18 protein-coding genes and 1 pseudogene are annotated in these 23,262 nt (G+C 63.4%); 14 read left to right on the top strand and 5 right to left on the bottom strand.

The genetic code is table 11. The annotated features are described in order from the left end of the window. Together ACZYOF_RS22630 and ACZYOF_RS22625 are read left to right on the top strand one after the other, a co-directional pair. A pseudogene (locus ACZYOF_RS22630) lies at nt 1-132 on the top strand (IS5/IS1182 family transposase); the annotation flags it as partial. A gap of 226 nt (nt 133-358) precedes the next feature. After that, nucleotides 359-1,441, top strand: coding sequence for an isocitrate/isopropylmalate dehydrogenase family protein (locus ACZYOF_RS22625; RefSeq protein ID WP_463717162.1), 1,083 nt, complete (start codon nt 359-361; stop codon nt 1,439-1,441). A gap of 271 nt (nt 1,442-1,712) precedes the next feature. Here the strand turns inward: ACZYOF_RS22625 and ACZYOF_RS22620 are convergent, their stop codons facing one another. Then, on the bottom strand, nt 1,713-2,108 hold the full coding sequence (locus ACZYOF_RS22620) for a helix-turn-helix domain-containing protein (protein ID WP_130581961.1): 396 nt from the start codon (nt 2,106-2,108) through the stop codon (nt 1,713-1,715). Between the two features lie 399 nt (nt 2,109-2,507). Here ACZYOF_RS22620 and ACZYOF_RS22615 point away from each other — a divergent pair, with 399 nt between their 5' ends. Then, entirely contained in the window at nt 2,508-2,969 is a 462-nt protein-coding gene (locus ACZYOF_RS22615) for a hypothetical protein (RefSeq protein WP_130581956.1), read from the top strand. 106 nt (nt 2,970-3,075) lie between these two features. On the opposite strand, the gene ACZYOF_RS22610 is transcribed toward ACZYOF_RS22615, so the two are convergent. Continuing rightward, nucleotides 3,076-4,398 (bottom strand): dicarboxylate/amino acid:cation symporter, encoded by a 1,323-nt coding sequence (locus ACZYOF_RS22610; protein ID WP_463717161.1) that lies wholly within the window; start codon nt 4,396-4,398, stop codon nt 3,076-3,078. Nucleotides 4,399-4,626: 228 nt separating this feature from the next. Here ACZYOF_RS22610 and ACZYOF_RS22605 point away from each other — a divergent pair, with 228 nt between their 5' ends. The 3 genes from ACZYOF_RS22605 to ACZYOF_RS22595 all read left to right on the top strand — a co-directional run bounded on the left by ACZYOF_RS22605 (nt 4,627) and on the right by ACZYOF_RS22595 (nt 7,533). Beyond that, nucleotides 4,627-5,625 (top strand): TRAP transporter substrate-binding protein, encoded by a 999-nt coding sequence (locus ACZYOF_RS22605; RefSeq protein WP_463717160.1) that lies wholly within the window; start codon nt 4,627-4,629, stop codon nt 5,623-5,625. 76 nt (nt 5,626-5,701) lie between these two features. Continuing rightward, the gene (locus ACZYOF_RS22600) at nt 5,702-6,217 is read left to right on the top strand and encodes a TRAP transporter small permease (RefSeq protein WP_463717159.1); all 516 of its coding nucleotides are present in this window, start codon (nt 5,702-5,704) and stop codon (nt 6,215-6,217) included. Continuing rightward, a complete protein-coding gene (locus ACZYOF_RS22595; RefSeq protein ID WP_282527540.1) occupies nt 6,214-7,533 on the top strand; it encodes a TRAP transporter large permease in 1,320 nt (439 codons plus the stop codon). Before ACZYOF_RS22600 ends, ACZYOF_RS22595 begins: the two co-directional genes overlap by 4 nt. A 51-nt stretch (nt 7,534-7,584) precedes the next feature. Here ACZYOF_RS22595 and ACZYOF_RS22590 read toward each other — a convergent pair whose 3' ends face one another. After that, nucleotides 7,585-8,859, bottom strand: a complete 1,275-nt coding sequence (locus ACZYOF_RS22590) for a serine hydrolase domain-containing protein (protein ID WP_463717158.1) — start codon at nt 8,857-8,859, stop codon at nt 7,585-7,587. 134 nt (nt 8,860-8,993) lie between these two features. On the opposite strand from ACZYOF_RS22590, the gene ACZYOF_RS22585 reads away from it, so the two are divergent. The 8 genes from ACZYOF_RS22585 (at nt 8,994) to ACZYOF_RS22550 (ending at nt 18,849) form a co-directional block, all read left to right on the top strand. Further along, entirely contained in the window at nt 8,994-9,917 is a 924-nt protein-coding gene (locus tag ACZYOF_RS22585) for an intradiol ring-cleavage dioxygenase (protein WP_463717157.1), read from the top strand. A 413-nt stretch (nt 9,918-10,330) separates the two neighbouring features. Further along, nucleotides 10,331-11,650, top strand: coding sequence for a CmpA/NrtA family ABC transporter substrate-binding protein (locus ACZYOF_RS22580; protein ID WP_463717156.1), 1,320 nt, complete (start codon nt 10,331-10,333; stop codon nt 11,648-11,650). Nucleotides 11,651-11,712: 62 nt separating this feature from the next. Further along, complete coding sequence (gene ntrB / locus ACZYOF_RS22575; protein ID WP_463717155.1) at nt 11,713-12,609, top strand: nitrate ABC transporter permease; 897 nt, start codon at nt 11,713-11,715, stop codon at nt 12,607-12,609. Nucleotides 12,610-12,620: 11 nt separating this feature from the next. Then, nucleotides 12,621-13,415 (top strand): ABC transporter ATP-binding protein, encoded by a 795-nt coding sequence (locus ACZYOF_RS22570; RefSeq protein ID WP_130580560.1) that lies wholly within the window; start codon nt 12,621-12,623, stop codon nt 13,413-13,415. Between the two features lie 21 nt (nt 13,416-13,436). Further along, a complete protein-coding gene (locus ACZYOF_RS22565) occupies nt 13,437-13,850 on the top strand; it encodes a globin family protein (protein WP_463717154.1) in 414 nt (137 codons plus the stop codon). Between the two features lie 22 nt (nt 13,851-13,872). Then, nucleotides 13,873-15,081, top strand: coding sequence for an NAD(P)/FAD-dependent oxidoreductase (locus tag ACZYOF_RS22560; protein WP_463717153.1), 1,209 nt, complete (start codon nt 13,873-13,875; stop codon nt 15,079-15,081). Next, nucleotides 15,078-17,777, top strand: coding sequence for a nitrate reductase (locus ACZYOF_RS22555; protein WP_463717152.1), 2,700 nt, complete (start codon nt 15,078-15,080; stop codon nt 17,775-17,777). The genes ACZYOF_RS22560 and ACZYOF_RS22555 overlap by 4 nt, the downstream gene beginning before the upstream one ends. A 169-nt stretch (nt 17,778-17,946) precedes the next feature. After that, nucleotides 17,947-18,849 (top strand): SMP-30/gluconolactonase/LRE family protein, encoded by a 903-nt coding sequence (locus ACZYOF_RS22550; RefSeq protein ID WP_463717151.1) that lies wholly within the window; start codon nt 17,947-17,949, stop codon nt 18,847-18,849. Between the two features lie 103 nt (nt 18,850-18,952). On the opposite strand, the gene ACZYOF_RS22545 is transcribed toward ACZYOF_RS22550, so the two are convergent. Then, nucleotides 18,953-19,879, bottom strand: coding sequence for a response regulator (locus tag ACZYOF_RS22545; RefSeq protein WP_463717150.1), 927 nt, complete (start codon nt 19,877-19,879; stop codon nt 18,953-18,955). Next, nucleotides 19,869-23,237 carry a hybrid sensor histidine kinase/response regulator gene (locus ACZYOF_RS22540; protein ID WP_463717149.1) on the bottom strand — a complete coding sequence of 1,123 codons (3,369 nt, stop codon included), beginning with the start codon at nt 23,235-23,237 and terminating at the stop codon, nt 19,869-19,871. The genes ACZYOF_RS22545 and ACZYOF_RS22540 overlap by 11 nt, the downstream gene beginning before the upstream one ends. Between the last annotated feature and the right edge of the window lie 25 nt (nt 23,238-23,262).

Raw genomic sequence — 23,262 nt, 5'->3', positions numbered from 1 at the left:
GAGCGTCATCTAATCGAATGCTGCTTCTCGAAACTGAAGCGTTTCAGGCGCGTTGCTACGCGCTACGAAAAAACCGCACGAAATTACTTCGCTGTCGTCGCTATCGCCGCAACTCTGCTCTGGCTAACATAACTGTCCACGCGACCTAGGCCGCCACGGTACTCCGCCGTCATGCCCGGGCTTGCCCGTCTTCGCTATCGCTTCGCCGGACTGACATTAGAGTGCCCGGCGAAGCCTCGGCGTAGCCGGGTCCCGGGCATCCACGTCTTGTTGTCGATCAGCGGGAAGAGCGTGGATGGTCGGGACAGGCCCGGCCATGACGAGTCCAAAACTTCCATTGTCTCGAATGGAAAATCCCATGTCCGCAAACAACGCGCTCCATATCGCCGTGCTCGGCGGCGACGGCATCGGTCCGGAGGTAATGGCGCCGGCACTCGAGGTATTGCGCAAGATCGAAGCGACGACGGAGCTCAGGTTCCGCTTCACCGAGGCGCCCGCTGGCGCCAACTATTATAGAGAGACCGGCACCTCGATGCCGGAATCGACGGTCAGGCTATGCCAGGAGGCGGATGCGATCCTGTTAGGGGCCTGCGGCCTGCCGTCGGTGCGCTACCCCGATAACACCGAGATCGCGCCGCAGATCGAGTTGCGCTTCCATTTCGATCTCTATGCCGGCGTGCGGCCGGCGCGGCTGATCCCGGGCGTGCCAAGCCCGATCGTCGGCGCCGAGCAGCGCGGCATCGATTTCGTCGTGATCAGGGAATCGACCGAAGGCCTGTTCGCCTCGATGGGCAAGGGTGTCGTCACCGAGGACGAGGCGCGCGAGACCATGCTGATCACGCGCAGGACCTCCGAGCGCCTGTTCGAGTTCTCGTTCCGCCTCGCCGAACGCCGCAAGGCACGCGGCCGCGTTGGCGGCGGGCTGACCTGCGTCGACAAGGCGAATGTGTTCAAGGCCTTTGCGTTCTTCCGCGGGATCTTCGACGAGACGGCAAAGCGACATCCGGATGTCAGGGCCGACCACCTCTATATCGATGCCTGTGCGGCGCTGCTGGTGAAGCGTCCGTGGGATTTCGACGTCATGGTGACGGAGAACATGTTCGGCGACATCCTCTCCGACCTTGCTGCCGGCCTGATCGGCGGCATGGGCATGGCGCCGTCAGCCGACATCGGTGACCGCTACGCGGTGTTTCAGCCCTGCCACGGCACCGCGCCCGATATCATGGGGCAGGGCAAGGCCAATCCGACCGCCATGATCCTCTCGGTTGCGATGATGCTGGACTGGCTCGCCGACAAGCACGGGCTTGAGAGTGCGGCGGAAGCCGGTGAGCGGATCGAGCGCGCAGTCGACAAGGCCTATGCCGGCGGCATCAAGCCGACCGAATTCGGCGGCAGCAACGGCACCGCCGACATCGCCAAGGTAGTGCTGGCGCTGTTGTAGGTCGAACGCGCCAGCCGCCCCAGGGACGCGGTCACGTCGCCGGCGATCGCGCGACCAATTGTCGCTCCCGGCATCGCTGCTGGAACGAATGCGCGGCTGCGCATCGCATTGAGAGCCGCGAAAAGCAAAAAGCGCCGCCATCTCGATGGCAGCGCTTCAGCAAAGCCTCGATCCGAACCAACGCATAGCCCGGTGCAGCGTTTTGCCACGGTTCGACGCGCTTGCGCGGATCGATGCGGTCCGCGCCACGAAACGGAGAAGGGCCGACGGCTCAGCCTTCGTTCGCGGCGATCGATTCCATCAAGGACACCAGTTGACGTTGAACTGTCTGGTCCTTGATCTTGCTGTAGGCTCGCAGCAACCTCAGGCTGAAAGCACTGTCCAGGAAAAGGAGGCTTTCGACCTCGCGCGACTTGTTGTCGCCGTCGTAGAAGAACGTGACAGGCACGTCGAGCGCGGAAGCGATCTGCTGAAGGCGAGCAGCGCCGACGCGGTTCACGCCCTTCTCGTACTTCTGGACCTGCTGGAAGCTGACGCCGAGCTTTTCGCCAAGCTCCGCTTGCGAGATCTTTTGCTCCACACGCCGCAGGCGAATCCGCTTGCCCAACTCAATGTCGGGCTTGCCGGCACTGCGTTGCTTCATCTTCTTTGCTGCTGATCTGTTCATTCTGGTTACCCGTCCTTCAAATCGGGAGGCCCTGCGCAGATTGGTCAGGGATTCGTCCATACTTCCGCGTTAACTTTGTCCGGATCGTGAGTTCGTTCGCGAACCACGGTACTCCAAGCAGACTGTCGAATGGTAGCCAAACGCCACGCGCTTTGGAAGTATCCGGATACCGGCGCCGTCAGACTACCTAAAGTCGTCAACGCCCGGGATAACTTGCGATATCCCGCCACGTACATTTGGCAAAATATTGGACAAACCACAACTACTACGGGTTGGATCGACACAGATTTTGAACGCATGCTTACTACCTCGCCTCTGCATACGTAATCCTACACCCCGTACTTGTACGGGACCTGAACGGCTCGGATTTCGCCGAAAAATGACAGCGGACGTAGCCGCGTGGCGCATCCCTCCCGCGCGTTACGCGCATTAGAAGGAAAACAGAGGACCAATCACCCGCTGGACAATTTCGCAAAATTTCTGGATCATCTGCTCATTCACGCGCCCGACCACCCGCAGGCTTTTGTGGAGAGGCTCATGAAGCGAAGAAATGAAACGCCGCGAATCTATCTCGCAAGTTCGGGAGCGGAAGAAATGCCGGTTGCCCATACCGAAGAACGGTTGCTCTCGCTGCTTGCGACGCTTGAGGAGTGCAGGGACTTCCTCACGGACAAGGCAAGTCCGGAAACGGCGCGTTTGCTGTCGCTGGCAATCCTCGAACTCAGGATGGAACTGCATCAGGTGACCGACGCCGAGCTCAAGGCGCTGTGCGATCTGATGACTCCGGAGGAGCGGCCGCCGCAGGAAGTAAGGTCGGTCTCGGGCAGGCCGCTGCCGCCGTATCTGAAACTGGTCAAATAGCGCCCGTTAGCGCGTAGCCCGGATGGAGCGAAGCGCAATCCGGGACCTGGCCAGACGAATCGTGTGGTCCCCGGATTACGCTGCGCTCCATCAGGGCTACGATTCTCTAGCCCGCCGTCACGTCGACCAGTTCGGCGCCGTCGAGGACGCGCGTCGCCTTCTCGCGGTCGAGATCGCCTTCCCACGCCGCCACCACGACCGTCGCAACGCAGTTGCCGATCAGGTTGCCGACGGCGCGGGCCATGCCGATGAACCAGTCGACCGACAGCACCAGCACGAGGCCGATGGCGGGAATGGTCGGCACCGCGTTCAGCGTCGCCGCCAGGATCACGATCGCCGAGCCCGGCACGCCGTGTGCACCCTTCGAGGTGATCAGGGAGACGCCGAGCACCAGCAACAGATCGCCGAACGACAGCGGCGTGTTGGTCGCCTGTGCGATGAACACCACAGCCAGCGTGAGGTAGATCGAAAAGGCGTCGAGATTGAACGAATAGCCGGTCGGGATCACGAGCCCGACGACGGAGTCCTTGACGCCCAACCGCTCCAGCTTGCGCATGATCTGCGGCAGCACCGCGTCGGAAGAGGCGGTCGCAAGCACGATGGTCAATTCCTCGCGCAGGTAGCCCAGGAATTTGAGGATGTTGATGCCGGCCAGGGCCATGACGCCGCCAAGCACGCCGAACACGAAGATCGCGACCGAGACGTAGAACAGCGCGACCAGCGAGACCAGTTGCTTGAGCGAGCCTACGCCGTATTTGCCGACCGTATAGGCCACCGCGCCGAGCACGCCGAGCGGGGCGGCGCGCACGATCAGCCCCATCGCGCGGAACAGCACCGCCGACACTGCGTCGATCATGGACGTGACCTTCTCGCCCTTTTCGCCGCCAACCAGCGCCAGGCTGACGCCGAAGATCACCGCGAAGAACAAGACCTGCAGCACATCGTTGCGCGACAGCGCATCGAAGGAGGTGGTCGGAATGATGTTCAGGAGGAAAGCGCCGATGCCGCCGCCTTGCAGCTTGTGGGCGTTGTCGGCATAGGTGTTGAGCGCCTTGGCATCGAGCGTTGAGGTGTCGATGTTCATGCCATGGCCGGGCCCGAACAGATAGGCGAGCAGGAGGCCAACGACCAGCGCGATCGTCGTCATCACCTCGAAATAGATCAGCGCCTTGACGCCGACGCGACCGACCTTCTTGAGATCGCCGGCGCCGGCAATGCCGTGCACGACCACGCAGAACACGATCGGCGCCACGATCATCGAGATCAGCTTGAGGAATGCGTCGCTGAAGATCTTCAGTCCGATCGCGAAGTCAGGGGCGATCACGCCGAGCGCGATACCGAGCAGCAGCGCGGCAAGCACCTGGACGAAAAGGGATGTGTAGAGCGGCTTGCGGGTTTCGGTGGCGGCCGTTGCTGTCATGGTCGACATGGCGTGTTCCCCATAGGTTTCGTCCATTCGTAGCAACTTGCGTGCCAAAAGGTCGCAGGAGATCGCCGTCTGCCGTGCAGCGCGCGGCTCGAATGGGCGTTCGATCCCTGCCTTGAAATCAGCTTCCATCGCTCCATTCTTTTGCATACGCTTCGAGATCGCTGCCGCTTCGTCGGCGGCACCCACGACCCCGGTTAACAGGGGCGGGGCATCACAGGGAGGGAGACGATGAAGCGAAGATCCGTGCTCGCCGGGCTTGGCGCTACGGCTGTTGTCTGCACATTCGGCGCGCCGTCAATTCTCAGAGGCCAAACGCCTGTCTCGCTGAATGGCGCAGTGCAGTTCAACGACGATCACGCGTTCACCAAGGCGCTGGTGCGATTCCAGGAGCTGGTGCAGCAATACTACGGCAAGCCGCTCAATTTCACGCTGCACAAGAACTCGTCGCTGGGTCTCGAAAAGCAGTATTTCGAATATATGTCGCAGGGCAAGGCCGTCGACTATGCGATCGTCTCGCCGGCCCACATGTCGACCTTCGCCAAGGCCGCGCCCTTCATCGATGCTCCCTTCGTGTTCAAGGGCATCGAGCACATGAACAAGGTCGTTGAACAGAATATCCTGGCGCCGATCGCCGATGAAGTGGCGAAGAAGGCCGAGGTCGTTCTCGTCGGCTACGCAGGCGGCGGCGTCCGCAACATCTTCGCCAACAAGCCGCTGAGGACGCTTGCCGACATCAAGGGTCTCAAAATCCGCGTGCAGGGCGCGCCGATATGGTCGAAGACGTTCGCTGCCGCCGGCATGAGCCCGACCGTGATCGCCTATAACGAGGTCTACAACGCGATCCAGAATGGCGTGATCGCGGCCGGTGAGAACGAGGCGGCAGGGGTCGAGGCGATGAAGTTCTACGAAGTCGCGCCGCACCTCAGCCTGACGCAGCACGCCGTGTCGATCCGGCCGATCTGCTTCTCGGTGAAGACGCTCAAGACCCTGCCCAAGGAGCTGCAGGACGCGATCTTCAAGGCCGGCAAGGAGGCCGGTGATTTCGGCCGGCAGCTCGAATCGAGCGAAGAAGTCGTCAAGCTCGATGCGTTGGAGAAGGCAGGCAAGCTCAAGCGCGTCCCGTTCGAGGAGCGCGACGCCATGAAGAAGCTCGCTGATCCCGTGATGGCCACCTACGCGAAGGAAATCGGCGCCGAAGGCATCTTTGAAAAGATCAACGTCGCGTAAGCCGGCAAGCCATTGAATGAGATGTCGGGGCAAGCCTTGTTGCTTGCCGCGGGGACGACTGAGAGCGCGGGGGCCAATGACCGAAATGCCGCTGACAACCAGGCCAAGTTTGTGGCGTCGCGTCACAGCCGGCTACGCGAAACTCCTGGAAATCCTGCTGGCGGCGTGCGTCGGCATCCTGGTCGTCCCCGTCACGCTGCAGGTGATCTCGCGCTACACCCCCTTCATCCCGTCCTACATCTGGACCGAGGAGATGGCGCGGGTCCTGTTCATCTGGACGATCATGATCGGCGCGATGGTCGGTGTCAGGGAGGCGCTGCATTTCGAGGTCGACGTGTGGCCGGACCTCTCGCGGCGGGCCGAGGCCGCGGTGCGGATCCTTGCGCGTCTTGGCATCTTGGGGCTGGCGCTGGTGTTTGTATGGGCGGGGCTCGAGTTCACGCAGTTTGCCTGGAACAGGACATCGGAATTGGCGGAGTTGCCGCTCTGGCTTATTCACGTTGCCTGGCCGGTGGCGGGCGTCACCTGGATCGTGTTCGCCGGCGAGCAGATCATCGATGAAGCGCGCATCCTGTTTGGAGCTGCGCAATGAGCGGAAACATCCTTTCCGCCAGACAGGCCGCTCTGATCTTGTTTGGCTGCTTCGTCGCGCTATTGATCGTCCGTGTGCCGGTCGCTTTCGCGCTCGGCCTTGCATGCCTGCCCATCCTTCTGGTCGAACCACATCTGTCGGCGATGACGCTGGCCCAGGAAACCTTCAACGCCTACAATTCATTCATCCTGCTCGCGGTGCCGTTTTTCCTCTTGACCGCGAACCTGATGAGCATCGGCGGCATCACGGATCGGCTGGTTGCGCTGTCCCGCTCGATGGTCGGGCATTGGCCGGGATCGCTGGCGCAGATCAACGTCGTGCTCTCGGTGTTCTTTGCCGGTATCTCGGGTTCTTCGACCGCGGATGCGGCGAGCCAGTCGAAAATCTTCATCGATGCCCAGACCAAGGAGGGGTACGACCTCTCCTTCTCGATTGCGATTACAGCGGTCTCGGCGGTGCTTGCCGTCATCATCCCGCCCTCGATCCTGATGATCGTGTGGGGCGGGCTGATCTCCACCTCGATCGCCGCCATGTATCTGGCGGGCATCGTGCCCGGACTATTGATCGCGGGCGCGCAGATGCTGACCGTGCATGTCTATGCGGTGCGCCGCGGCTATCCGACCTATCCGAAGGACGGCTGGGTGGATTTCGGACGCGCTGTCTGGCGGTCGTTGCCGGCATTGACGACGCCGTTCATCATCGTCGGCGGCATTCTGCTCGGCTGGTTCACGGCAACCGAGTCCGCTTGCGTCGCAGTGCTCTATTCCATGGCGCTGTCGACGTTCTTCTACCGCGAGACTGGCCGGCGGGAACTGTACAAGGCACTGCTCGATACCGGGCGTCTGGCCGCGGTCGCGCTGTTTTGCGTCGGCACCGCCAGCGCATTCGGCTGGCTGCTGGCCTATTACAGGATTCCACAGGAACTGCTGGCCAACGTCTCGACCTGGGGCATGGGGCCGATTGCGGCTGGCTTCTTCATCTCCTTCTGCTTCCTTGTCGTGGGCTGTTTCCTTGACGCGATTCCGGCAATCGTGATCGTCGGCACCGTCCTGGAGCCCCTGGCAAGATCGGTCGATCTGCATCCGGTGCAGTTTGCGATCATCTCGATCGTCTCGCTGGCGTTCGGGCTGGTGACGCCGCCATATGGATTATGCCTGATGATTGCCTGCGCCGTTGCCGGCGTACGGCTGCGCTATGCTCTGAAGGATACTGCGATCATGCTGGTGCCGATGCTGATCGTGCTGGCGTCGCTCATCATCTGGCCGAGCGTGTCGCTGTTTCTGCCGCGCCTGATCGTTCCGGAGATGCTGAAATAGCTTTGAGCCATTCCGCGGCGCCGAAAATCTGCGCCGCGGAATCTTTGGGCGTCAGAGATTGCTGTCGGTGATCGCGGCGTAGACCATGGTGCGCAGCTCGCGCCGGAGCGGGTAGGCGCTGGAGGGAAGCACCTGGGTCATGAAGATCGCGATCAATTCCTCCACCGGGTCGATCCAGAACGACGTGGTTGCGGCGCCGCCCCAATTGTATTCGCCGGGGCTGCCGGCGAGCAGCGTCTGCGCCGGGTTCATGGTCACGGCAAAGCCCAGACCGAAGCCGATGCCGTTATAGGCCGCCTCCGAGAACAGCGAGCGCGACAGTGCCGGCAGGTCGACGCCGCCGGGCAGGTGGTTCGATGTCATCAGCTTCAACGTCTTCGGCCCGATCAGCCGCACGCCGCCGACCTCGCCGCCATTGAGCAGCGCGCGGCAGAAGGTGAGATAGTCGGCGGCTGTCGAGCACAATCCGCCGCCGCCGGAGATCAGCGAAGGCGGCGACAGGAACGAACTGGTGGCCGGGTCATCCTGCAGCGTCAGCCCGCCCTTGCGCTCGGCGGCGTGGAACGTCATGCCGCCTTGTGGGTCGGCGGAATAGCAGGCCGCCAGGCGATGAGCCTTGTCTGCGGGCACGAAGAAATCGGTATCGTTCATGCCCAGTGGGTTGAAGATGCGCTCCTTCAGGAACTGCTCGAACGGGATGCCGCTGATCTTGCCGACGAGATAGCCGATCACGTCGGTGGCAACTGAATAATTCCAGGCCTCGCCAGGTGAGAATTCCAGCGGGATCTTGGCGAGATCATCGATCATGCTGTCGAGCGTGCCGGCCTTGACGACTTCGCCGATCTTGTTCTCGCGATAGGCGGCATCGACATTGGAGCGCTGCTGGAAGCCGTAGGTGAGCCCCGAGGTGTGCCGGAGCAGGTCGACGATCAGCATCGGCCGCGACGGCGGCTTGGTCAGGAACGCTGGCGCGGTGCCGGCCTGGAACACGCCGAGGTTCTTCCATTCCGGGATATATTTGTGGACGGGCTCGTCGAGCGCCACGAGGCCTTGCTCGACCAGCATCATGAAGGCGACCGAGGTGATCGGCTTGGTCATGGAATAGATGCGGAAGATGGTGTCGTCCTTGACCGGCACCTTGCGCTCGACATCGGCAAAGCCCTGCACGGTCGAATGCACGATCTTGCCGCGGCGATAGATCAGGAGCTGGGTGCCCGGAAACCGCCCGGCCTCGATGTAGCGCCGCTTCAGATGGTCCTCGAGGCGATCGAGCGCCGCTTGCGACATGCCGGCGGATTCGGGGGAAGCGGGGGTGGGGGCTAGCATCGCTCTTCTCCGGTTGTGAGGCAGGCCTTGATAGCCGAAAAGTGTCCTGTGTTCCAATCACCTGGCGCTTACGCCGCCGTGGGCCGTCGTGTAGGCTGAAGCCAGGCGATACCGATTTCGCAGGGATGGAAGCAATGCCGCAATTCAACGACACTGAGCTGACTGCCGCCGTCATCCAGAGTTTCGAGGAAACGCCAAGCCCGCGGGCAAAATTCCTGCTTCAGGAATTGGTGAAGTCGCTGCACGACTATGTCCGCCGCACCGACCTCACCTTCGCGGAGTGGGAATATGCGATCGATTTCCTGACCCGCACCGGCCACAAATGCACCGATATCCGCCAGGAGTTCATCCTGCTCTCCGACGTGCTCGGCGTCTCCATGCTGGTCGATGCCGTCAACCACCGCGACCGCGACGGCGCCACCGAGACCACGGTGCTCGGTCCGTTCTATGTCGGCGAGCACAAGGTGACGCCTGATGGCACCGATATCTCGGCGACGCTGCCGGGCGAGCGGCTGTACGTGCAGGCGCGCGTCATCGATCTCGACGGCAAGCCGGTCGCGGGCGCGCCGGTCGACGTCTGGCATGCCGATGATGATGGCTTCTATGATTCACAGAAGCCGAGTTACGCGACGCAGGGCCCGTCGTCGCGGGCGCGCTTCATCACCGGCGATGACGGCCGTTTCCATTTCCGCACTATCCTGCCCTGCAGCTATCCGATCCCGACCGACGGCCCGGTCGGCGAGATGATCATGCAGACGCGGCGTCACCCGATGCGTCCTGCACACATCCATTTCCTGGTCGCGGCGAAGGGCTATGAGCCGCTGATCACCCACGTCTTCATGGAGGGCGACAAATACCTCGACTCCGACGTGGTGTTCGGCGTCAAGGACGAACTGGTCGCGAAGATCGAGAAGCGCACCGATCCTGTGATGCCCGACGGCACGAAAACGAGCGAGCCGTGGCACCTGATGACCTACGACTTCCGCATCAAGCCCGGCGAGGGAACGCCGCCGGCGCCGCTCGGCGTGAAGGCGGAAAAGATTGGCGAAGACGCGTAAGGCACGCGTAGCCCGGGTGGAGCGCCAGCGTAACCCGGGATCGCTCGTAACCACGCGCGCAGATGTCCCGGGTTGCGCTGCGCTCCACCCGGGCTACGGGTCCGAACATGATCTGCTCAATTCTTGTGCGGCGCACAAGGATTGAGCGAATCGCAAATTTTGGCGGCGGAACCGGGCGAGCCGCGCAGACCGATGCGACTCCCAACTCGTTACATTCCTTAGAATTTTTCCAACGTCGCGGCTTGGCACGAAGCTTGAATGGCTATGTTGCGACGCCATTGAAGCCGTCCCTCGAAACCAATCATCCGAATTGTGACACCGCCAGACTGGGGCCTCCCCAGCACGCGACCCCGTGCGCTTTAGCGCGGCGCCACAAGCGGACGGGCATTCAGACGCAAAGGACATTTGCACGCATGACGAAGCCGACCAAAGAGACCTGCCGCCATGGCGTCAGCCGCCGCCACCTTCTGAAGGCGGCAAGCGGAGCGGCCGCATTGCTCGCCGCGGCGAAACTGAATTTACCGGCCGGCGCATTCGCGCAAGGCGCGGGCCCCGAGGTGAAGGGCGCCAAGCTCGGCTTCATCGCGCTCAGCGACGCCGGCCCGCTGTTCGTCGCCAAGGATAAGGGCATCTTCGCCAAATACGGCATGCCCGATGTCGACGTGCAGAAGCAGGCCTCATGGGGCACGACGCGCGACAATCTCGTGCTCGGCTCGGAAGGCAACGGCATCGACGGCGCACATATCCTCACGCCGATGCCTTACCTGATCTCCGCCGGCAAGGTGACGCAGAACAACCAGCCGACGCCGATGTACATCCTGGCGCGGCTCAACCTCGACAGTCAGTGCATCTCGGTCGCCGGCGAATATGCCGATCTCAAACTCGGCGTCGACGCCACGCCGTTCAAGGCGGCGCTGGAAAAGAAGAAGGCCTCCGGCAAGGCCGTGAAGGCGGCCATGACCTTCCCAGGCGGCACCCATGATCTCTGGATCCGCTATTGGCTCGCCGCCGGCGGCATCGATCCCGACAAAGACATCGAGACCATCGTTGTCCCGCCGCCGCAGATGGTCGCCAATATGAAGGTCGGCACCATGGATTGCTTTTGCGTCGGTGAGCCCTGGAATCTGCAGTTGATCCACCAGCGCATCGGCTACACCGCTGTCACGACCGGGGAAATATGGAACAAGCATCCGGAAAAGTCGTTCGGCATGCGCGCCGCTTTCGTCGACAAATATCCGAAAGCCGCCAAGGCGCTGCTGATGGCGGTGATGGAAGCCCAGCAATGGTCCGACAAGGCGGAGAACAAGCAGGAACTCGCTTCGATCATGGGCAAGCGGCAATGGATGAATTGCCCGGTCGAGGACGTCTATGACCGCACCGCCGGCAAGTTCGACTACGGCATCCCCGGTAAGGTGGTCGAGAACTCGCCGCACGTCATGAAGTATTGGCGCGATTTCGCGTCCTATCCGTTCCAGAGCCACGATCTCTGGTTCCTCACGGAAGACATCCGCTGGGGCAAGTATGAAGCGGGCTTCGACACCAAGGCGCTGATCGCCAAGGTCAATCGCGAAGATATGTGGCGCGAGGCGGCCAAGGAAATGGGCGTGCCCGCGTCCGAAATTCCGACCTCGACCTCGCGCGGCAAGGAGACCTTCTTCGACGGCAAGGTGTTCGATCCCGAGAATCCGTCGGCCTACCTGAAGTCGCTGTCCATCAAGCGTGTTGACGTCTGATCCGCGCAAGGCCGCGCGCATGTGTGCGTGGCCCGGCACCTGAACACGGAGAGAGATTTTCGATGTCTATGCCTGCAGTGAAAACCGACGCCGCGACGACGGCGCTTCCGGTCGCCTCCGCGCCGGTCGTGACCATGACGCCGAAGCGTGCGCCGCAGTCCGAGAAATACGCCAAGATGGCGAAGGAGGTCGCGGTGCGCGTGGTGCCGCCGCTGATCGTGGTCGCGCTCCTGCTCGTGGTCTGGGAGCTGATCTGCCGGCGCGCCGGCTCGGCGCTGCCGCCGCCCTCGCGTGTGTTCAGCGACACCAAGGAACTGATCTTCGATCCGCTCTTCGACCATGGCGGCATCGACAAGGGCCTGTTCTGGCACCTGTCGGCGAGCCTGCAGCGCGTCGCCTATGGCTATTCGATCGCGGCGCTCGTCGGAGTTGCGCTCGGCACGCTGGTCGGTCAATCGGTCTGGGCGATGCGCGGGCTTGATCCCTTGTTCCAGGTCCTGCGCACGATCCCGCCGCTCGCCTGGTTGCCGCTGTCGCTCGCGGCCTTCCGCGACGGCCATCCGTCGGCAATCTTCGTGATCTTCATCACCTCGGTGTGGCCGATCATCATCAACACCGCGGTCGGCATCCGGAATATCCCGCAGGATTACCGCAACGTCGCCGCGGTCGTGCAGCTCAATCCGCTCGAGTTCTTCTCCAAGATCATGATTCCGGCGGCGGCGCCCTACATCTTCACTGGCTTGCGCATCGGTATCGGGCTGTCCTGGCTCGCGATCGTCGCAGCCGAAATGCTGATCGGCGGCGTCGGTATCGGCTTCTTCATCTGGGATGCCTGGAATTCCTCGCACATCAGCGAAATCATCCTGGCGCTGTTCTATGTCGGCATCATCGGCTTCGTGCTCGACCGCCTGATCGCCGGGCTGGCGAAGTTCGTGACCCACGGCACCGCCGTGAACTGAAGGGAAATGTCATGCACGCCTATCTGAAGCTCGATCACATCGACAAGACCTTCACCCGCGGCAATTCCACGACCGAGGTTTTGAAGGACATCAACCTGACGATCGAGAAGGGCGAATACGTCTCGATCATCGGCCATTCCGGGTGCGGCAAGTCCACGCTGCTCAACATCGTGGCCGGCCTCACTGGCGCCACCCATGGCGGCGTGCTGCTGGAGAACCGCGAGGTCAACTCGCCGGGTCCGGATCGCGCGGTGGTGTTCCAGAACCACAGCCTGCTGCCCTGGCTGACGGTCTACGAGAACGTCAAGCTCGGCGTCGACAAAGTGTTCGCCAAGACCAAGACGCGGGCCGAGCGCGACGCCTGGGTGATGCACAATCTCAACCTCGTGCAGATGGCGCATGCCAAGGACAAGCGCCCCAACGAAATCTCCGGCGGCATGAAGCAACGCGTCGGCATCGCGCGGGCGCTCGCCATGGAGCCGAAGGTGCTATTGCTCGATGAACCCTTCGGCGCGCTCGATGCGCTGACCCGCGCGCATCTGCAGGATTCCGTGATGGCTCTGCACCAGAAGCTCGGCAACACCATCTTGATGATCACCCATGACGTCGACGAGGCGGTGCTGTTGTCGGACCGCATCGTGATGATGACCAACGGTCCGAGCGCACGGATCGGTGAAGTGCTGGAAGTGCCGCTGGCGCGGCCGCGCAAGCGGCTCGAGCTCGCCACCAACTCCAGCTACCTCAAGTGCCGGCAGCGCGTGCTCGAATTCCTCTACGAGCGGCATCGCTTCGTCGAGGCGGCGTAGGTTCCAACCACGGAGCGCAGCATGACACCGGAGCAAGTCAAACTCGTGCAAGAGAGTTTCTCCAAGGTCGCGCCGATCTCCGAGCAGGCGGCGACCCTCTTCTATGATCGCTTGTTCGAGGTCGCGCCGGCGGTGAGGGCGATGTTTCCGGACGACATGACCGAACAGCGCAAGAAACTGATGGCGGTGCTGGCTGTGGTGGTGAATGGGCTCAGCAATCTGCAATCCGTGCTGCCCGCTGCAAGCGCGCTCGCCAAGCGGCATGTGAGCTACGGGACCAAGCCGGAGCATTATCCCGTTGTCGGCGGCGCGCTGTTGTGGACCTTGGAGAAAGGGCTCGGCGAAGCCTGGACGTCTGATGTCGCCGATGCCTGGACTGCGGCCTACGGTACGCTGTCCGGCTACATGATTTCGGAAGCTTACGGCAGCACCTGAGCTGCCGAATAGGGAATGCGCCGTGAGCGAACCTCTGGTCATTGTTGGCAACGGGATGGCGGCTGCGCGCCTGGTCGACGAATTGTCGAAGGTGGCGCTCGGGCGCTACGCCATCGCGGTGATCGGTAGCGAGCCGCGGCTCGCCTATAACCGCGTGCTATTGTCCTCCGTCCTTGCCGGCGAGACCACGTCGGAGGATATCGAGCTGCAGCCGGCATCATGGTGGCGCGACCGCGGCGTCACGCTGAAATATGGCTGCATCGCCACCGAGATCGATGTCGGCCGCCGCGAACTGAAGATCGAAGGCGAGGAGAGCATCGTCTTCTCGAAGCTGGTCTTGACCACCGGCTCGTCGGCGCTGCGCTTGAACGTGCCGGGCGCCGATCTCGCCGGCGTGCACACGTTTCGCGACAGCCGCGACGTCGACCTGTTGCTCGCGCTCGCCGCGCGCAAGACGCGCGCGGTCGTGATCGGCGGCGGACTGCTCGGGCTCGAGGCCGCCTATGGCCTTGCCAAGGCCGGGGCGCCGGTGACGCTAGTGCACCTGATGGACCGGTTGATGGAGCGCCAGCTCGATGTTCCAGCAGGCGCACTCTTGAAATCGCTGGTCGAGCAGAAGGGCATCGAGATCCTGCTCGAGGCCAGCACCGCGCGCATCCATGGCGAAGGCCGCGTTGAAGGCATCGAGCTTGCGGATGGACGCCTGATCAAGGCGGACGCGGTGATCTTCGCCGCCGGCATCCGGCCGAACATCGCGTTGGCAAAGGAAGCCGGCATTGCCGTCAATCGCGGCATCGTGGTTGACGATTGCTTACAGACCGCTGCGGAAGGCGTGTTCGCGGTCGGCGAATGCGCCGAGCATCGCGGCGTCTGCTACGGCCTGGTCGAGCCGGCCTATGAGCAGGCGCGCGTGCTGGCGCGGCATCTCGCCGGGCAGGATGTCGCCTATGCCGGCAGCATCGTGGCAACCAATTTGAAAGTGTCCGGTGTCAGCGTGTTTTCCGCCGGCGACTTCATGGGCGCCGAGGGCAGCGAGAGCATCGTGTTCAGCGACGTCAACCACGGCACCTACAAGAAGCTCGTGACTGCAGACGGGCGGCTGACCGGTGCGGTCCTGATCGGAGACACGCCAGATGCGCTCTGGTATCTCGACCTGATCCGCAGCGCGAGGCCGATTGCGAAGATCCGCGGCGACATGATGTTCGGCCGTTCGCTGGCGGAGGCGGCATGAGCGCCGATCCCGCGCTTCGCACTGTCAAGACCACCTGCGCCTATTGCGGTGTCGGCTGCGGCGTGCTGGCGACGCCTGATCGCAAGGGCGGCGCCGCGATCGCGGGTGATCCCGACCATCCCGCCAATTTCGGACGCCTGTGCTCGAAGGGCTCCGCCCTCGGCGAGACGCTCGGGCTATCGAACCGGCTGCTCTATCCGATGATCCGCTGCGACAACGGGATGGAGCGCATTGCCTGGAGCGACGCGCTCGACCATGTCGCGCATCGCTTGAAGCACATCATCGCGCGCGACGGCCCGGGCGCGGTGGCGTTCTATCTCTCCGGTCAGTTGCTGACGGAGGATTACTACGTCGCCAACAAGCTGATGAAGGGTTTCATCGGCAGCGCCAATGTCGACACCAATTCGCGGCTGTGCATGTCGTCCTCGGTCGCAGGCCACCGCCGCGCCTTCGGCGCCGACACCGTACCCGGCTGTTACGAGGATCTCGAACAGGCCGACCTCTTGGTGCTGGTCGGCTCCAACGCCGCGTGGTGCCATCCGGTGCTGTTCCAGCGCATGCTCGCCAACAAGCAGCAGCGTGGCGCGCGCATCGTGGTGATCGATCCGCGGCGCACCGATACGACTGAGGATGCCGATCTCTTCCTCGGCCTGAAGCCCGGCACTGACACCGCATTGTTCTGCGGCCTGCTGGTGCATCTTGCTGACAGCGGCGCGCTCGACCACACCTATATCGACCACTATACGGTTGGCTTCGACGAGGCGCTTGCGCGCGCCCGCGGCATGGCCGGCAGCGTCGGCGCGACGGCGCTCGCGACCGGCCTCTCCGAGCAGGACGTCGCGACGTTCTTCAAGATGTTCGCCAACACGCCGCGCGTCGTCACCTTGTATTCGCAGGGTGTCAACCAGTCGGCGCAGGGCACCGACAAGGTCAACGCCATCCTCAACTGTCACCTCGCCACGGGCCGCATCGGCAAGGTCGGCGCGTCGCCGTTCTCGCTGACCGGACAGCCGAACGCGATGGGCGGGCGCGAAGTCGGCGGGCTCGCCAACCAGCTCGCCGCCCACATGGTCTTCACGCCGCCGGATATCGACCGCGTCCGCAGGTTCTGGAAGGCGCCGCGCATCGCCACCCATGAGGGGTTGAAGGCAGTGCAGATGTTCGAGGCGATCGGACGCGGCGAGATCAAGGCGCTGTGGGTGATGGGCACCAATCCGGCAGTGTCGCTGCCGGACGCCGACGCTGCGCGCGAAGCGTTGAAGAAGCTGGAGCTGTTCGTGGTGTCGGAGAATGTCCGCTCCAACGACACCGTCGATGCCGGAGCGCATGTGCTGTTGCCGGCGCAGGCCTGGGGCGAGAAATCCGGCACGGTGACCAATTCCGAGCGCCGCATCTCGCGGCAGCGCACGTTCCTGGAGTCTCCTGGCGAAGCGCAGCCGGACTGGTGGATCCTGTGCGAGGTCGCAAGGCGCCTCGGCTTTGGTGCGGCGTTCGACTTCAAATCCGCGGCTGATATCTTCCGCGAGCACGCGGCGCTGTCGGCGTTCGAAAACAACGGCATCAGAGATTTCGATATCGGCGCGCTGACGTCGCTGTCGGACGAGGCTTTTGACGTGATGCCGCCGGTGCAATGGCCGGTGCGGCAGGATGCATCGCCGCAGCCGCGCTTCTTCGCGGAAGGCGGCTTCTTCGCCAACGACCGCAAGGCGCGCTTCGTCGCGCCGGAGATTCCGTCGCTGCGGACCGAGACGACGCCGGCGCGGCCGTTGCGGCTCAACACCGGCCGCATCCGCGACCAGTGGCACACGATGACGCGCACCGGCGCGAGCCCGAGGCTCGGCCAGCATCTGCCCGAGCCGTTCGTGGAGGTTCATCCTGATGATGCGCTGCGCTACGGCGTGAGCGACGGCAGCTTTGCCCGCGTCACCACCGACTACGGGCAATGCACGCTCCGCGTCGTCGTCAGCGAGCGCCAGCAGCGCGGCATGCTGTTCGCGCCGATCCACTGGAGCGAGGCCACCGCGACCGGCGCCCGCGTCGGATCGCTGGTCGCGCCCTTCACCGATCCGTTCTCCGGCCAGCCCGAGAACAAGGCGACGCCGGCCTCGATCGCGCCCTATGAATATGTGTTCCGCGGCTTTGCCTTGTCGCGCCAGCCGCTGCAATTGCCTGTTCATGCCTGGGTCGCGCGCGTCGCGGTCAATGGCGGCCACGGCTACCTGTTCGCAGACAATGCCGACCTGTTGGGCTGGCAGCTCTGGCTCAGGATGAACACCGAGGGCGATCTCGCCGAATACAAGGATTTCGGCGGCGGCATCTACCGCGGCGCCTCGTTCAATAACGGCCGCATCGAGACCTGCCTGTTTCTCGGCCCCGCTGATGATGCCGGCGACTGGAACGTGGTGAAAGGCTTGTTCGCCGCCGATGCGCTCAGCGACGGGCAGCGGCGCATGCTGCTATCAGGCAAATCGGCAGACGGCCTCGCCAACGCCGGCCCGATCGTCTGCGCCTGCTTCGGCGTCGGCCGCGCCACAATCTGCGATGCGATCGCCGCCGGCGCGAGCTCTCCGGCCGAGATCGGTGCAAAGCTCAAGGCCGGCACCAATTGCGGCTCCTGCATCCCGGAATTGAAGCTGCTCATCGCGCAGACGGGGGCGCGAGATTCTGAACAACCACCATTGGCTGCGGCCAATTAGGTCTCTCCCCACGTCATTGTGAGCGCAGCGAAGCAATCCATCTCGCCGCTCGTGGAGGCACGGATTGCTTCGTCGCAAGGGCTCCTCGCAATGACGGTGGGGAGCCAATCGACGTCGCCTTCGATGTCCTCTATGGTGCCGCCCGTTCCGCCAACGGGTGAACCAAGAAATGCTGTACCTGGAAACGCCGCCGAAACTGATCGAGACCGCGATCTTCTCAGCCGTGCCGGACGAATTCCGGCGCAATCAGTCGACCGAATGGGCCGATGCCAATCGTCCGGGGCAGCCAACCGATTGCTTCATCGAAGGCCCGTCCTTCGACGCGGATGGCAATCTCTACATCGTCGATATCCCCTTCGGTCGCATCTTCAGGATTTCGCCTGACAGGAAATGGTCGCTGGCTGTTGAATATCAGGGATGGCCGAACGGGCTGAAGATCGATTCCAAGGGGCGCATCCTTGTCGCCGATTATCGGCACGGCATCATGGAGCTCGACGCGCGGGCAGGGCGGATGATTCCGGTGCTGACCTCGCGCAATTCGGAATCCTTCCGCGGCTGCAACGATCTGCACATCGCCTCCAACGGCGACATCTATTTCACCGACCAGGGCCAGACCGGCCTGCACGATCCGAGCGGCCGGGTCTACCGCCTGCGGGCAAGCGGCCAGCTCGATTGCCTGATCCAGACCGGCGTCAGCCCCAACGGGCTGGTGCTCGATCCGCACGAGGCCGTGCTGTTCGTCGCGATGACCCGCGACAACGCGGTGTGGCGCGCGCCGTTCATGAAGGACGGCAGCGTGTCGAAGGTCGGCCGCTTCTGCACGATGTTCGGCCCTGGCGGGCCTGACGGGATCACGATGGACAAAGCCGGCCGGCTGTTCGTCGCCCATGTCTCGCTTGGCCACGTCTTCGTGTTCGCGCCGTCAGGCGAGCTGATCGCCCGCATCAAGTCCTGCGCCGGAAATGCCGTCACCAATGTCGCGATCGGCGGCCCGAACCGTGACCGGCTCTACATTACGGAATCTGCGACGGGCAGCGTGCTGGTCGCTGATATCAGCGTGCTTGATAAGTAGCGCCGTCATTGCGAGGAGCGAAGCGACGAAGCAATCCGTGTCTCCGCAAGTGGAGAGGTGGATTGCTTCGCTTCGCTCGCAATGACGGACGGTGAAATTTGCCTCACGACTTCCTGTTCTTCGCATTCACAGCGATCGCCGCCGCCGCGGTGCGGTTCTCCACCCCGAGCTTGGAGTAGATCTGCTCGAGATGCTTGTCGACCGTGCGTGGGCTTAGCCCCAGGATCTGCGCGATGTCGCGGTTGGTCTTGCCCTTGGAGAGCCATGACAGCACCTCGCCCTCGCGCGTGGTGAGGCCGAGCTCGCTGGAGAATTCCGCGGGCATATCGGCGCTGGTGTCTTTCGCCAGCCGCAGCAGGAATTCGTTGGCGCCAAGCTTGCCCATATATTGCAGCCGCAATTGCTCGTTGCCGGGAAACGAGGCCATGGTCGTGGTCTTCGCTGCCGTCTTGCCTTTCTGCGCCTGCTCCAGCCATTGCGGGATCGGATCGGGCAGCACGACGTCATCGCCGTCTTCCGCCAGCGTGTCCGATAGCAGCCTCTGCGCCTGCGGCGTGGCCCACAGAATCTTGCCGGCGGCGTTGACCGCGAGCAGATAGCGGCCGGAGACGTCTAGCGCGGCGCGCGCGCTCTGCGTCATCCGCGCATTGGCGAGATGAACGCGGATGCGCGCCAGCATCTCCTGCACCACGATCGGTTTTGTCACATAGTCGACGCCGCCGGCCTCCAATCCGCGCACGATGTGCTCCGTCTCGGCGAGGCCGGTCATGAAGATGATCGGCACATTGTCGAGCCCGGCATCGCGCTTCAGCCGGCGGCAGGTCTCGAAACCGTCCATGCCGGGCATGACCGCGTCGAGCAGCACGATGTCGGGCGTGATCTGGTCCACGATCCGCATCGCGGAGGCGCCGTCGAGCGCGACCATCACGGTCATGCCGGCGCCGTCGAGCGCGTCGGTCAGGAGCCGCAGCGTCTCCGGCGAGTCGTCGACAACGAGCGCGACGTCGCGCTTCTTGCTTTCAGTGGTCATAACTGTGCAGCGCCTTCAGGGTCGCCATGTACTGATCGAGGTCGAAGCGATCGACCAGTGAGCGCATCTGCGCGACGAAATCGGCATGTTCAGGGTATTCAGTTCCGATTTCGTCGAGCTTGAGCTGGATCGCCCGGATATAGCCCAATTGCCCGAGGCCGATCAGTTCCTCGATATATTTCACCGGCGGCCGCGAGCCGCTCTCCGGCTGCCACCGCGGCACGGCCACCTCGTCGGCGTCATGCTGCCATTCGAGCTTGAGCAGTAGGCGGATGGTCTCCAACAGGCGAGGAAGATCGATCGGCTTCATCAGATAGCCGTCATGGAACGGTTGCGCCAGCGGCGCGCCATGCGCCTCCAGCGCGCTCGCCGAGATCATCAGGATGCGTGCCTGGTGATGGCCGGCCGAACGCAGCGCTTCCGCCACCGACCAGCCGTCCATGCCGGGCATGGAGATGTCGAGCAGGAACAGGTCGGGCCGGCAATGCTGCGCCAGCGCTAAGCAGCCGGGACCATCGGGCGCGCTGAGCAGGATGAAGCCGAGCGGCGCGAGCACCTCGCGCAGGAGATCGCGGTGCGTCGGATCATCGTCGGTGATCAGGATCGTCTTGCGCGCCCCGTGATAGCCATAGACGGGTGCATCGGTCGGCGCGCTGCGCCGCGGATTGGTCACTTCCGAGAGCAATATCTTGACGCGGAAGGTGCTGCCGGCGCCGACGGCGCTGGTCACCTTGATGTCGCCGCCCATCACGCCCGCCAGCAGCCGGCTGATGGTCAGCCCGAGGCCGGTGCCGGTCTGCGGCTGGGAGATGCCGAGCGCGCCGCGCTCGAACGGCGCGAAGATGCGCTCGAGATCGTCCGGCTGGATGCCGGGGCCGGTGTCGATCACCTCGAATTCGGCGACCGGGCTGCGGTAGTGCACGACGAATTGCACATGCCCGGCTTGCGTGAACTTGATCGCGTTCGACAGCAGGTTGATCAGGATCTGCCGCAGCCGCTTCTCGTCGGCATAGACCACGACCGGCAGCACGGCCGGCCGCTTGAAGATGAATTCGACGCCTTTCGCCGCCGCCTGCAGGCGGAACATGCCGACGAGCTGGTCGAGGAAATCATTCAGGCGAACCTCGTCGCGGGAAAGATACAGCCGGCCGGCCTCGATCTTGGAGATGTCCAGAATGCCGTCGATCAATCCGGAGAGATGGTCGGCGCTACGGCGAACAACGCGCACCTGTTCGCGCGGTCGCGTCTGCAGGCTGTTGTCCTGCTCCAGCAATTGCGCATAGCCGGAGATCGCGTTCAGCGGCGAGCGGAGCTCGTGGCTCAGGCCGACGACATAGCGGCTCTTGGCGAGGTTGGCGGATTCGGCGACTTCCTTGGCCCGCTGCAATTCGGCGTCGGTGCGCTTGTGGGCGTCGATTTCCTGGATCAGGAGCGCGGTCTGCCGTCTGGTCTCTTCCTCCGCCGCGCGTCGGCTCTGCTGCGCCAGCACGAACAGCCAGGCGACCACGCCGATGATGATGGTCAGCCCGAAAAATACCTTCCACAGCACGTCCGACAATAGGTCGCCGGCTTCAACAGTCGCCGAGGTCTGCAGATAGATCAGGCCGAGCACCAGCCCGACCAGGCCAGCGGAGACCGCGAATACACCGAGATAATGCCCGAGCTGCGAATTGATGCGGGCATAGATCGGCTGCGGCAGCAATTTGCCCAGGGTCTCCGACACCTGCGCCTGGATCCGCGCATGCGGCTTGCAGAGGTCATGGCAGCGCGCATCCAGCGAGCAGCACAAGGAGCAGATCGGGCCGGCATAGGCAGGGCAGGCGGCCATATCCTCAGGCTCGAACGAATGTTCACAGATGCAGCACTGGATCTGATCGAGGTTCTGCCAGCTCCGCTTCGGCTTGCGCGCGATGTAGTATTTGCCGTCGGTGGCCCAGGCGATCAGTGGCGCAGTGACGAAGGCCACGGCCAGCGCGACGAAGGCGGAGAGCGCTTTCGCTGTCGGTCCGAACACGCCATAGAAAGCACTGATCGAGACGATGGTCGCAATCAGCATCGCGCCGACGCCGACCGGGTTGATGTCGCAGAGATGGGCGCGCTTGAATTCGATGTGTTGCGGTCGGAGGCCCAGTGGCTTGTTGACGACGAGGTCGGCCACGAGAGCACCGACCCAGGCGATCGCGACATTGGAATAGAGCGCGAGCGTCTGCTCCAGCGCCTTGTAGACGCCGATCTCCATCAACAGGAGTGCGACGATCACGTTGAAGACCAGCCAGACCACGCGGCCGGGATGGCTGTGGGTAAGGCGGGAGAAGAAGTTCGACCAGGCGATCGAGCCGGCATAGGCGTTGGTGACGTTGATCTTCACCTGCGACAGGATCACGAATGTCCCGGTCAGCGCCAGCGCCAGATCCGGCTGCGACAGCACGTAGCGATACGCTTCCAGATACATGTTGGCAGGCTCGGCGGCGTGCTCGTAGGAAACGCCGTGGCTCAGCGCGAAGAAGGCAAGGAACGATCCCGCCAGCAGCTTCAGCGCGCCCAGCACGATCCAGCCCGGCCCCGCGCTGAGCAGCGCGATCCACCATGCCCGCCGCGACGTCCGCCGGTCGCGCGGCAGGAAGCGGAGGAAGTCGACCTGCTCGCCGATCTGCGCCACCAGCGAGAACACCACGGACGCCGCGGTGCCGAACAGCAGCAAGTCGATCTGGCCGGAGGGGTCGCCATGCTCGCCGGCGAAGTTGCGCCACTCGATGAAGGAGCGCGGATGGGCATAGGCGATCGCGGCAAAAGGCAGGATGTGCAGCACGATCCAGATCGGCTGCGTCCACAACTGAAAGCGGCTGATCAGGGTGATGCCGTAGACCACCAGCGGGATGATCACGACCGCACTGATGACGTAGCCGATCGGCCGCGGGATGCCGAAGCACATCTCGAGCGCGGTCGCCAGGATCACCGCCTCGATCGCAAAGAAGATGAAGGTGAAGGAGGCGTAGATCAGCGAGGTGATGGTCGAGCCGATATAGCCGAAGCCGGCGCCGCGCGTCAGCAGGTCGATATCGATGCCGAACTTGGCGGCGTTATAGGCAATCGGCAGTCCGCAGCAGAAGATGATGGCGCTGACCACGAGGATGGCGGCGGTCGCGTTCATCGCGCCATAGTTCAGCGTGATGGTGCCGCCGATCGCTTCCAGCGCCAGGAACGAGATCGCGCCCAGCGCGGTGTTGGCAACGCGGGCGGCGGACCAGCGGCGCGCGCTCTTTGCGGTGAAGCGCAGCGCGTAGTCCTCCAGCGTCTGGTTGGCAACCCACTGATTATACTGGCGCCTGACGCGGTCTATCCGCTGCCGCCCTGCCAATTCCCCACCTCCTGAGCCGACGTCG

Source organism: Bradyrhizobium sp. LeoA1Lang (assembly GCF_055413685.1).
The sequence above is the reverse complement of the archived record's forward strand: the minus strand, read 5'-3'. Positions and strand labels throughout refer to the sequence as shown.